Genomic DNA, 12,395 nt, shown 5'->3' on the forward strand with positions numbered 1-12,395 from the left:
GTTGTCGCCGGTCAGTCGCATATCAAGCGGACTCGGGCGCGATTGTGCAGGGGGAAGCCAGAGATGCCGACCAAACGCGCTTTTTTGTGCTGCGCTCTTACGGTTATCGTAACGGCTGGCACCGTTTTCGGCGCCGGTCCGGTAGCTGCCGCGCTACCGTCGCGTCCGGCCGCGGGCCCGCCGGCGCATTCCCATCGCAGCGTTCCCCCGTCGCCGCCCGGACCGATGGATGCGTTGCCCCGTCACGAATCAGCGCCGGTCGGGCAGGTGGTGCCCGAGGCGAAGCGGCTGGCCGAGAAGGTCGAGCAGCGGACGCTCACGACCAAGGCGTTTCCCTTGTCGGACGGTCGGACGCAGGTCCAGGTGTCGCAGACGCCGCTGCACTATCGCGACGCGGCCGGGCACTGGCAGGACATCGACACCCGCATCGAGAAAACGTCCGCGCCGGAAGGCTTCGTTTACCGCAACGAACACAACACTTTCCACAGTTCTTTCGGGACTAAAACGGATCATCTCGTCGGGTTCAAGCAAGGCGAACGGGAAATCCGGCTCGGCATCGCCGGTGAATCGCGTTCACTCGAACCGCGCGTCGAGAGCAGTGCGATCACCTATCCGGGCGCATTCCCCGGCACCGATGTGGTCTACCAGGTGACTCCGGACGCGTTGAAAGAAAAGCTCGTGCTGGCCAAACCTCCGGCGCAGGCACCGAGCTACAGCTTCACCATGGACCTGGCCGGTGTCGAGGCCGAGCAGCAAAAGGACGGTTCCATCGCCTTCTTCCGCGCGGGCGGCGACCGCGACGGCGGTCCGCTGTTCGTCATGGCCAAGCCGTTCATGCTGGACGGTCGCGACGACGCAGCTTCTCCGTATGGGAAGGCGTGGAGCGGCAAGGTCGCCCAGACGGTTCGGGCCGAGGGCAACCGGTTCACGATCACGGTGACCGCGGACCAGGAATGGCTGCGCGCCAAGGAACGCGTGTACCCGGTGGTGATCGACCCGACCATCAAGATCCAGCCCACCGCCACCCAGGCGCAGGACACGATGGTGACCTCCGACGAGCCGGACGCCAACCACGACGGCAGCTGGCGGCTCTCGGTCGGCGCGACGAACTCCGGTGCCGCGCGCAGCCTGCTGAAGTTCGACCTCGCGAACATTCCGGCCGGCACGCGGCTGGATTCGGCGCAGCTGCAGGTGTACTACGACCAGGACCACACGACTGGCGCCAACGACGTCACCGTGGAAGCGCACCGGGCGACCCAGCCGTGGACGGCGAACACCGCGACCTGGAACTCCGCCGCGGCCGCTTTCGCCGAAGTGGGCCAGAACCAGGACAGCGTCGACGACGGCGAACCCGGTCGTACCGCCGCGAACGGGGAGTGGCGCACGGTCGATACCGGCGACGCTGACCAGGCGGTGGGCCACAGTTACCGGGCCGGCAGCCGCGGCGGCGACTACACCTGGGTTCCCCGCCTCACCGAGGACGGCGACTACCAGGTCGAGGTGCACTACGTGCCCGCCGCGGGCCGGGCGTCGAACGCGCCTTACACCGTGTTCTACAACGGCGGGCAGCAGACCGTTCCGGTGGACCAGACCGCCCCGGCCCCCGGCGGGTGGAAGCCGCTGGGCACCTGGCCGTTCAAAGCGGGCACCGGGCACAAGGTCGTGCTCGGCGGGGTGCCGGGCAAGGAGGTCGTGGCCGACGCCGTACGCCTGACCAAGCCCGGCACGCAGGTCAAGAAGGCGAACAAGGCCAATGTGTGGCACAGCTTCAGCGTGCGCTCGACCGTCCAAAGCTGGCTGGACGGCGCCCAGCCCAACCACGGCTTCCTGCTCAAAGCCGCCGACGAGACCCGGGGCATGGGCGGCCCGCGCTACGAGGCCGCCGAGTATGCCTACAACGGCGCGACCGAGCAGACCCCGCGATTGCTGCTCACCTACGGCAAGCCCGGTCCCGCCCTCGACCCGCCGACGACGATCCGCGCTACCGGCGCGAACCTGACCTGGTCGGCCTATCCGGGGAACGACCTGGTCGAGTACCAGGTCCACCGTTCGGTATTCCAGCAGTTCACTCCGACGGCGGCGACGCTGGTCGCCCCGCTGCGTCCCGGCACCGCCAGCTACGCCGACACCACCGCGCAGCCGACCAAAGCCGACGATCCGCAGCCGTTCGGCAACGCCTTCTACTACGTCGTCGCGGCCAAAACGCGCGACGGCCAGCTGATCCCGTCCGCGACCCAGCTGGTGCGGCTGCCCAAAGCAGGCCAGGTCGTCAAGGTCCTCCAGGGCAACGCCGCCGACACCACCCTGGCCAGCAAGCAACCCGACCAGCCGCACGACAAGCTGACCGGCGAGCCGTGGCTGTCGGTCGGCAACAACTCCGGCACCTTCGGCGCGACCCGCGGCGTGGTGAAATTCCCGGACCTCGGCGGGATTCCGTCCGGCGCGCGGGTGCAGAACGCGGAGCTCAGCCTCTGGGGCTTCACCTATGTCGGCGGCACGCCGGTGGGCACCGGCACTTACGAAGCGCACGGGCTCACGAAGGACTTCGACCAGGGCAGCGCCACCTGGAACAAGGCGAGCGCCGGGCGAGCCTGGTCGACTCCCGGCGGCGACTTCGACCCGGCCGTCGCCGGAACCACCACCGGAATCACCAACGACCCCGCTTCGCGCGTCCTCGGCGTGACCGGTCTGGCACAGCGGTGGGTCAACGATCCGGCGAGCAACCACGGCGCGCTGGTCAAACTCGCCGACGAGGCCAACCCGCCGGAGCGCACGATCTTCCTCAGCAGCGAGGCCGCCGAGCCGCGCCTGCGCCCGAAACTGACCGTGGTCTACACCGAACAGACGGCGGAAAGCACCTACTACGCCCCGACCACGCCGGACCGGATGATCCCCGGCGACGAGTACACCGTCCCGGTCACCCTCACCAACACCACCGGCGCGGCCTGGCCCGCAGCCGACTACGCGTTGTCCTACCACTGGGAACTGCCTGACGGCACCGATGTGACCGGCCCCGGCAACCGGGTCGAGACGCCGCTGCCCAAGGACGTCGCGCCCGACGGCGTGCTCGCGGTCGACGCGAAAGTGAAGACGGCGACCCCGTTCGACCTCGGCAACAAACGCGAAGCCTTCGTGCTGAAGTGGGACCTGCGGAACCGGACGACCGGGAAGTGGCTGTCGGAAACGACGAAAATCCCGCCGCTGGCGCAGAACATCACGATCGACGATCCGAAGTCGGACCAGCTGGGCCTGGAGAAGTTCTACTCCTACTCCGGCGGCAACACCGGAGCCGGCTCGACGCTGATGGTCAACCAGTTCGCGGGCAACGCGGTGTGGTCCTACAACGCGTTGAGCAATCCGAGCCGCGGCCTGGCGACGTTCCTGCGGATGACTTACAACGCCCAGGACACGTCCAATTCCTACATCGGCTCCGGCTGGTCCCTCTCCGCCTCCACCTTGGCCAGGCTGGGCACCCCGCTGGAGTTCTACGGCTGGGGCGGGGCGGGGTATCCGGCGAAAATCGTGCTGACCGACGGGGACGGCACCAGCCACCAGTTCGCGCTGAACAAGCACGACAGCCCTGACCCGCGGCTGTGGGACTACGACAAGCCCGCCGGCGTCCATCTCTATCTGCAGCGCACCGGGAGCAGCGACCCGAACCGCACGTGGGTGATGACACGGCCGGACCGTACCCAGCTCGTGTTCGACAGCGACGGCTACCAGAGCGCCACCGTCGACAAGAACGGCAACGAGCTCCAGTTCACCTACGAACGCTCGTGCGTCAACAACCACAACACCGGCGTCCTGAAATACCTCACCGACGCCACCGGCCGCCGGACCCTGAACTTCGAGTATTTCCAGAACGGCGACCCGGACTACGACTACTTCACCGGCGACAAGAAGCATCACGGCGTCAACCTGGCCAACGGGAAGATCGCCAACCAGCTCAAGGCGATCACCGATATCTCCGGACGCCGCATCGAGTTCGTCTACAGCGACCGGGGCCTGCTGCAGGAGATCACCGACGGCGCGGGCACCGACCAGCACAAGACGTTCACCTTCTTCTACAACAACGCGCTGCTGAACAAAAACGCGAAGCTGATCTCGGTCACCGACCCGCGCGGCAATTCCACCGGACTGTCCTATTACGACGATCCGGCCCGCAAATGGAAGACGCGGACGCTGACCAACCGGGCCGGGAAAGACACCGGCTTCGACTACCGCTACCCGGATCCGGACCACAGTTCGGCGGTCGACTCGATCGTGACTGACGCCAACGGCCACGCGTCCGACACGCTCATCGACGGCTACGGCCGCCCGACGAAGGTGACCAACGCGAAGAACCAGACCACCGAACTGACCTGGGACGCCGACAACAACGTCCGCCGGCTGGCCGAGGATGGCGGGAAAGCTGTCGCCACCTGGGAATACGACCCGGTCACCGGCTACCCGAAGACCATCGCCGACGCCGAGGCCAACGCGAACAAGACTCCGCCCACCGCGCTGAACTACCGGAGCGGGCTGGGCGGCCACGTCGCCGACCTGACCGAGAAGATCACCCCTGAAGGCCGCAAATGGCTGTTCACCTACGACGACCGCGGAAACCTGGTCGCCGTCACCGACCCCAAGGGCAGCGGAGATCCCGCTTCCGGCCACTACACCACCCTGAGCAGCTACGACAGCTACGGCCAGCTGCTGACCGTCACCGACGCCAACAACAACACCACGACCTTCGGGGATTACGACCCCATCGGCTCGCCGCGCCGGATCACCGACGCGTACGGCCATGACACCCTGACCAAGTTCGACGCGACGGGCAACGTGCTGTCCACAATGGACGCTCGCAAGAAGGTCAGCGAGTACACCTACGACCTCTTCGGCAGGCCGCTGTCGGCCAAGGTGCCCAAGGACGCCGACAAGGGCGACTTCATCTTCACCCCCGGCGCGCAATACGACTCGAACGACAATGTCGTCAAAACGACGGCAGCCAACGGCGCGGTCACCTCGGCCGCCTACCGGCCCACTGACGAGATCGCCGCGGTCAGCGCCCCCAAGGACAACGCCGGCGATCCCGACCGGACCACGACGTACGACTACGACAACGTCGGGAACCTGCTGCGGCAAACCGACCCGAAGGGCACTCTGACGCCCGACCCCGGCGACTTCACCACGACACGGGAATACGACCAGCTCAACCGGGTCATCGCCACTGTCGACGCCAGTGGCAACCGGGCCACGTACGACTACGACAACGTCGGCAACCTCACCACCGTGGTCGACCCGCGCAAGACCGCGACGCACGACCCCAAGGCGTACACGACGAAGTACGCCTACGACCTGAACCACCGGGTCAAGACGGTCACCGACGCCGCGGGCTTCACCACCGGCCGGAAGTACGACCGAGACGGCAATATCGTCGAGGCTACCGACGCCGAGCAAAACACCTCAGTGCTCAAACTCGATGCCCGCGCCATGGTCGAGGAGCAGTGGGTGCCGCGCGCGAAGGACGCGTCAGGCAATCCCGTCTACCGCAAGACCCGCTTCGAGTACGACGAGGTCGGCAACAAGACCAAGGTCATTTCCCCGCGCGGCACCGAGATCGCCGGCAACACCGACAACTTCGCCGCGGTCACCGTCTACGACAAGCTGAACCGCCCGATCGAACAGCAGACCCCGTTCGACGTCAACGACGAACGCGTCAAGACGCCGGACAAGACGACTTACACCTACGACGAGGTCGGCCGGCTCACCGAAGTCAGCGCGCCGCCGTCCAACGGCCAGAACTTCCGCAACGTCACCCGCACCAGCTACTTCGACACCGGCTGGCTCCGCTCCAGCGTCGACCCGTGGAACATCACCACCACCTACGACTACGACCAGCTCGGCAAGCAGACCGCCCGCACCCTCACCGCGGCCGGCGGATCCATGAGCCGCACCATGGCGTGGTCGTTCTACCCCGACGGAAAACTGAAGTCGCGCTCCGACGACGGCGTCCCGATCGGCCGGGACGTGCGGGTGATCGACAACAGCGACCCCGCCGCCATCGTCACCGGCACCTGGGGCACCGGCGGGGCCGACCCGAACCCCGACTACGAAGGGTTCGACTACCGGCGGCACAACCCCGGCACCGGCACGGACACGGTCGCTTGGAACCTCGACGCGCCGCGGACCGGGACCTACGAGATCTTCGTCCGCTATCCCAAGGCCGCCACCGCCACCAACGCCACCTACACCATCGACCACGACGGCGCCACCACGACCAAGACCGTCGACCAGACCCAGCAACCCGGCCAGTGGGTCAGCCTCGGCTCGTACGGTCTCACCGAAGGCCAGCCGCGCAAGGTCACGCTGTCGGACAAGGCCAACGGCGTCGTAGCCGCGGACGCGGTGAAGATCGTCCGCGACGGCAGCGGCGAAACCGGTCCGGCCCAGGAGAAAACGTTCGGCTACCGCTACGACCCGAACAACAATCTGGTCGACATCACCGATTCGAGCCCGAATGCCAAGATCGACAACTACGCGATCGCGTACAACGGGCTGAACCAGATCCAGCAGGTCCAGGAAAAGCTCAAGGGCGCCGTAGCCAAGACCACCAGCTACAGCTACGACCCCAACGGCAACCCGAAGACCCGCGACCACGACGACCAGCACTCGGTCTACGAGTACGACGTCCGCGACCTGGTCGAGAAGGCCACCAACACCGACACCGGCGGCACCCCGCAGAACACGACCTACACCTACACGCCCCGAGCCCAGAAACTGCTCGAAACCAAGGCGAACGGCAACCAACTCCAGTCCGAGTACTTCCCGGACGGCGCACTGCGGCACGAGGTCGAACGCAAGCCCGACGGCACGATCGTCAGCGAACACACCCGCGACTACGACGCCAACGGCAACCCCGCGCACGACACGCAACACACAATGAACGCGGACAACCACGGCGCTTACCTGGACAACACCCGGACGTTCGTTTACGACCCCCGAGACCGGCTCCGCTCATCGACCAAGACCGAGCCTTCGGGTGCCACCCTCGGTGTCGAGAAGTACCTGCACGACGCGAACAACAACGTCATCGAGCAGACGATCGACGGGAAGACCACCAAGTACACCTACGACCGCAACCGGCTGGTCACGTCGTCGATCGACAAGAACACCAGCACTCATACCTACGACCCGTTCGGCCGCCTGGACAACGTGACTGTCGACGGGACGTTGCTGGAGAGATACCGGTACGACGGGTTCGACCGGATCGCGGAGTACCAGAAGCTTAAGGAAGGCAGCGCGACTGAGCGGGTCACGACGACGTATGCGTACGACCCGTTGGACCGGACGCTCGCCAAGACCGAGGGCGGTAAGACCACTGATTTCGCTTATCTCGGTCTGTCTTCCAATGTCTTGAACGAGAAGCTTGCCGGGAAGCTGGACAAGTCTTACCAGTACAGCCCCAATGGGCAGCGGCTGTCGCAGACCAAGCAGACCGGTGACGGTGGCAAGGAGACGACTCAGTACGGGTATAACCCGCATACGGACGTCGAGACTCTTACTACGGATAAGGGCGATACGAAGGCGACTTACGGTTATACGGCTTACGGGAGTGACGACAAGCAGTCGTTTACCGGGATTGACAAGCCTAAGCCGCAGGATCCTTCGGCGCAGGCTTACAACCTGTATCGGTTCAACGGGAAGCGCTACGACCCGGCTACTCGTAACTACGACATGGGGTTCCGACACTACAGCCCTGGTCGCAACACCTTCCTGACGCGTGACTCGTACAACGGGGCACTTGGTGACCTCAATTTGACCACTGATCCGTTCACTGGAAGTCGGTACGCCTTCACTGGCGGGAACCCTGTCGGTCGGGCAGAACTCGATGGCCATGAGCCTCGGGATACTTCGATCAATTGCTCTGGGGTTGGAGTTCAAGACAAGGGGTGTGCTCCGCCCACTGCTGAGGAAAAGAGTTGGGCGGTAAGTCAGGCTGTCTGGTGGGAACAGTACAAGACGCGAAAAGAATGGGTTAAGAAGAATTCTCCCGAAACGGAAAAATCTGAGGAAGTTCTCGACGATCTGAAGGGGGCAGAATTTGTCGGTTCGTGGTGGGATCCCGCCTATACTGGCGCCAAGGGTGAGGTGAAGAGAAGCTGCTTTGGGTTAACTGGATGCCAGAAGGCTGCAGAATATCTGCGAGAGAACAAGAGTGACGTGCAGGGTGCCAAATTCATTGCCGCTACCTACTGTATTATCAATGCGGCGGAATGCGAGCACAATTCCGGAAGCGCTCTTGCTGGAGAGTTTCTCCTGGTGCTCGGTGCCGGTTTGGGTGGAATTGGAAAGGCTGGAAAAGCGGCGGCTGGGATACCGGGAGCACTGGAATCGGCGCGGGCTGCGGCATCGGAGCTAATGGGATTAGGGCTCTCCAGGAGTGCGACACCTCGGGTGACAACGGCGGCGGTGGATCGGACGACTGGTCAGGTCTGGATCGGTACAAGTGGAAACCCCAAGGTGTTCGTTCCTCGAGAGCTGGCTGAACGGCTTCCTGGAGAGAGCCGCGAACGTTGGCCAGTGCGGAACTGCGGAGAGGTGGCGGCATGCTCGGCGGCGATTTCGCATGGTGCTAAGCTTGAGGATCTGGAAGTTGTGTCTGTTCGTACGAATGACGGTATGTTAAGACCACCTTGTGGAAATTGTGCGCGTTGGCTGTATGGAGACAAATGAACGAGCGACCTTCAGTTAAGTTATTGAGACAAGCCGGCTGGACTTCTGGTCGCGATGTGGACATTTCGGATGATCTGCGTTCTTTGGCTGAGGCTGGTATCGAAGTCTTCCCTGGCGCCATTAGTTTTCTTCGGGAGTATTCTGGGCTCAGTATGAGCTGGAAAAGGGCCAGCGGCTTCCCGGATGACCTCTGGATCTCCGCGAGTCGAGTGGTGGGGAGCTTCGATCCGCGATGGGTTGCGATCTACGCTGATCGTGCGGGGACCGCGTTGGTGCCTGTGGGGGAGGCCAATCAGGGCTATCTGCTCGTGTTGGCCGGGGAAGACGGTCGCTGGTTCGGCGGCTTTGACGACGCATTCGGCGAGCTTGGCGACGACTTTCTGTCCTGTCTTGACGGTTTGCTTTCCAGTAGCAAGTTTATTCGCGAGTTGTGAATGTGGATGAGACAGCCTGGAGTCTCACACCACAAACCCCAGTCGGCGTGAGACCTCCTGCCCCACCTGCACCACACCCCGCACCGCGGCCTTCCGCTTCTCCCCAACCAACTGCCGCGCAAACCCCGTCACCCCAACGGCCCCAGCGACAGCACCCTCGGCGTCGAAGAACGGTGCAGCAAGGCAAGCGATCTCAGCCTGTTCCTCCTCGCTCTCAATCGCATACCCATCCGCCCGCACCTTCGCCAGCAAGGCCAGAAACTGACCCGCATCCGGCGCAGCAGCCTTCGGCCCAGCCCCGAGCGAAAGACGGGACAACAACGGCTTCAACTCAGCCTCCGGCAGATGCGCAGCGATTGCCCGCCCCAACGCAGTCAGGTCGAACGGAGCAACCTTCCCCCGATAAGTATCGAACTGAACAAACCCAGGCGTAGAAGCCTTAGCCACATAAACGACCGAAGCATCCTCCAAGATCCCCACATGCGCAGGCATCCCCAGGCTCTCCGCGAGACGCCGCAGGTCGGCCTGGACGATGGACGGCAGGTCGACCTTCCGGACCAACTCGATGGCCAGCCCATAGAGGCGCAGCGTGGGGCGCCAGAAGTGGCTCCGGCCGACGACCCGCCGAACGGCATACCCCCGCTGCTCCAGCGTGTAAGCGATAGAGGCGCAGGTGGCGAGCGGCACCCCGGCAGCCTTGGCGAGCGCGGTCAGCGTCAGCGGTTCCTCGGCGCGGACGAGGGCCTCCAGCACGGTCAGCGTCCGGTCCGCGGCCGGCGACGCTGCTTTGCCCGATGCGTCGCTCATCCGGCATCAACCTTTCGGATACCTGTAGTCATCTTCGGAACACGGTAGCGTCCCGTCAGCCGGCTGGCTCGATTCGCTCGATCGTCTGTTCGGCCCAGGACCGGATGGCGTCGGTCTGCGAGGGGGTCAGTTCATCCAGGAAGTGGCGGCGGATGTTGTTGCCGTGGACCACCAAGGCGTCCTGAATAGTCAACCGGCCCCGCGCGGTCAGACTGATTCCGGTGCGCCGCCCGCTGGGGCCGCTGCGAGTCGGGGTGACCAGGTCGCGCGACTCCATCCTCGTCAGCTGGTGCGAGAGGCGGCTCTTTTCCCAGCCGAGGGCCTCGACCAAGTCGGCGACGCGCGCCTCGTGGCCGGGGGTGCGCCACAGGGTCACGAGGACGCTGAACTCGGCCTTCGAAATGCCGCAGTCACGCTGCAGTCCGCGGTCCAGCTCGCGGGTGAGCAGGCGTTGGGCGCGCACCCAGGCGTTCCACAGCTCCCAGTCGTCGGGCGTCATGGGCAGGGAGCGTACCTCGGTAGTTGACTCATCAACTCAACCCGCCCTAGAGTTGATGCATCAACTTTGGGGAGGGTTCATGCGGACATTGCTGCGGAACGGCACAGTGGTCAGTCTCGATCCGGAGGTCGGGGATCTCCCGCGTGGCGACGTGCTGATCGAGAACGGGCGGATCGCGGCGGTCGGCACCGCGCTCGAAGCCGACGCTGAGGTCGTGGACGCGGCGGGCAAGATCGTCCTGCCTGGGTTCGTGGATACTCATCGGCACACCTGGCAGACGGCGTTTCGGGGGATCGGCGCGGACTGGACGTTCGCTGAATACCGCGAGACGATGCACGAGAAGCTGAGGCCGCACTACCGGCCGGAGGATGTGTATCTCGGCAATCTGCTGGGGCGGCTCGAAGCGCTCAATTCGGGTGTGACGACGATGCTCGACTGGTTCCACTGCTCTGACCGGCCGGAGAACGCCGACGCGGCGATCGACGCGCTTCAGGAGGCTCCCGGAAGGTCGATCTTCTGCTACAGCGCGCTGGACCCCGCCGACACCGCGCGAGTGCGGAACCGGCTGACCGGCGACGAAATGGCGTTCGGGCTGCGGGGGCCGATGTTGACCACAATGGACACTACGGCCGCCGACGTCGCGTTGGCGCGGGAGCTCGGGCTCAGGGTGAGCGTGCACATCCACCGCGCGGTTCGCGACTCGATTCCCGAGATGCGCGAACGAAAACTGCTTGACGACCGGACGACAATCGTTCATGGCAACGGCCTCGCCGACGAGCAGCTGGCGATCCTCGCGGACGCGGGCTGTTCGGTGACGGTCAGCCCGGACGTCGAGCTCAAGATGGGGTTCGGGTGGCCGGAAACCGGACGTCTGCTGGCGGCTGGGATCCGGCCGTCGTTGTCCATTGACGACTGTCCGTCAGCTGGGGGTGACATGTTTTCGGCTATGCGCACGGCGTTCGCCGCGCAGCGCGGTCTCGACGGCAGCCTGGTCGCGCGAGATCTGCTGGAGTTCGCCACTGTGGACGGTGCCCGGACCTGTGGGCGCGAGAACCGGGCGGGGAGTATCAGCGTCGGTAAGGACGCGGATCTGGTGCTCATCGACGCGGAGGATCTGTCGGTGTTTCCGGTCAACGATCCGGTGTCCACAGTGGTCACCGCTGCCCATCCGGGGTTGGTGGACAGCGTCTTTGTCGGCGGAAGGGCGGTCAAACGGGACGGTCGGCTGCTGGGAGTGGATTTGCCGAAGCTCAGGACCAGGCTGCTGGAATCTCGCGACCGGATCGCGGAGGCGGCCGGATTGGTGATCGCGTGAAAGTTCTGGAGACGGACCGGTTGCTGTTGCGGCGGTTTACCGAAGCTGATGTCGAGAATCTCGTGCAGCTCGACAGCGACCCGCGGGTGATGCGGTATCTCACCGGTGAGCCGACACCCCGCGCTGAGGTTGAGCACAAAACCCTTCCCGACATCCTCCGGACCTATGAAAACGGACCGGCCGGGCGGTGGGCGGCGATCGAGCGGGAAACCGGCGAGTTCCTCGGCTGGATTTCCCTGGATCCACCGGAAGACGGCAGCACCGCGGAGCTGGAGCTGGGCTATCGGCTGCTGGCGAAATCCTGGGGCCGCGGCTACGCGACGGAAGGCGCGCGGGCGGTGATCCACAAAGGATTCACCGAACTCGGCATGCGGCGGGTGTGGGCACAGACGATGGCGGTCAACACCCCGTCGCGCCGGGTGATGGAACGCGCGGGTCTGACTTACGTGCGCACTTTCCACGTCCACTTCGACGATCCGTTGCCGGGTACCGAACACGGCGAGGTCGAGTACGCGTTGACCCGGGATGAATGGGCGGCCAAGGGGTAGCCACACCGGTGCTCGGGCACCGCGGCTCCCAAGCCGGGCAATGAGGCGAGGAACACGGATCTGCCCTGCCTCGGAAA

General features: G+C 64.9%; 6 protein-coding genes. 4 read left to right on the plus strand and 2 right to left on the minus strand.

Features of this window, described 5'->3' with window-relative positions:
* Positions 1–225 precede the first annotated feature (225 nt).
* Both ACFXI3_RS17600 and ACFXI3_RS17605 read left to right on the plus strand, forming a co-directional pair.
* The gene (locus ACFXI3_RS17600; RefSeq protein ID WP_378400419.1) at positions 226–8,715 is read left to right on the plus strand and encodes a DNRLRE domain-containing protein; all 8,490 of its coding nucleotides are present in this window, start codon (positions 226–228) and stop codon (positions 8,713–8,715) included.
* Complete coding sequence (locus tag ACFXI3_RS17605; protein WP_378400421.1) at positions 8,712–9,149, plus strand: SUKH-3 domain-containing protein; 438 nt, start codon at positions 8,712–8,714, stop codon at positions 9,147–9,149. Before ACFXI3_RS17600 ends, ACFXI3_RS17605 begins: the two co-directional genes overlap by 4 nt.
* Positions 9,150–9,173: 24 nt before the next feature.
* Here ACFXI3_RS17605 and ACFXI3_RS17610 read toward each other — a convergent pair whose 3' ends face one another.
* Positions 9,174–9,956, minus strand: coding sequence for an IclR family transcriptional regulator (locus ACFXI3_RS17610; protein ID WP_378400423.1), 783 nt, complete (start codon positions 9,954–9,956; stop codon positions 9,174–9,176).
* A gap of 55 nt (positions 9,957–10,011) precedes the next feature.
* The gene (locus ACFXI3_RS17615) at positions 10,012–10,455 is read right to left on the minus strand and encodes a MarR family winged helix-turn-helix transcriptional regulator (RefSeq protein ID WP_378400425.1); all 444 of its coding nucleotides are present in this window, start codon (positions 10,453–10,455) and stop codon (positions 10,012–10,014) included.
* A gap of 79 nt (positions 10,456–10,534) precedes the next feature.
* Between ACFXI3_RS17615 and ACFXI3_RS17620 the strand changes: the two genes are divergently transcribed.
* Both ACFXI3_RS17620 and ACFXI3_RS17625 read left to right on the plus strand, forming a co-directional pair.
* On the plus strand, positions 10,535–11,770 hold the full coding sequence (locus tag ACFXI3_RS17620; protein WP_378400427.1) for an amidohydrolase family protein: 1,236 nt from the start codon (positions 10,535–10,537) through the stop codon (positions 11,768–11,770).
* Complete coding sequence (locus tag ACFXI3_RS17625; RefSeq protein ID WP_378400429.1) at positions 11,767–12,318, plus strand: GNAT family N-acetyltransferase; 552 nt, start codon at positions 11,767–11,769, stop codon at positions 12,316–12,318. The genes ACFXI3_RS17620 and ACFXI3_RS17625 overlap by 4 nt, the downstream gene beginning before the upstream one ends.
* Positions 12,319–12,395: the final 77 nt, after the last annotated feature.

The organism is Amycolatopsis sp. NPDC059235 (genome assembly GCF_042754125.1).
Lineage (GTDB): Bacteria > Actinomycetota > Actinomycetes > Mycobacteriales > Pseudonocardiaceae > Amycolatopsis > Amycolatopsis albidoflava.

Excerpts from the sequence above, each read along its gene's own strand:
- ACFXI3_RS17615 (WP_378400425.1), bottom strand. The coding sequence starts at position 10,455 with ATGACGCCCGACGACTGGGAGCTGTGGAACGCCTGGGTGCGCGCCCAA.
- ACFXI3_RS17610 (WP_378400423.1), bottom strand. The coding sequence starts at position 9,956 with ATGAGCGACGCATCGGGCAAAGCAGCGTCGCCGGCCGCGGACCGGACG.
- ACFXI3_RS17605 (WP_378400421.1), top strand. The coding sequence starts at position 8,712 with ATGAACGAGCGACCTTCAGTTAAGTTATTGAGACAAGCCGGCTGGACT.
- ACFXI3_RS17620 (WP_378400427.1), top strand. The coding sequence starts at position 10,535 with ATGCGGACATTGCTGCGGAACGGCACAGTGGTCAGTCTCGATCCGGAG.
- ACFXI3_RS17600 (WP_378400419.1), top strand. The coding sequence starts at position 226 with ATGGATGCGTTGCCCCGTCACGAATCAGCGCCGGTCGGGCAGGTGGTG.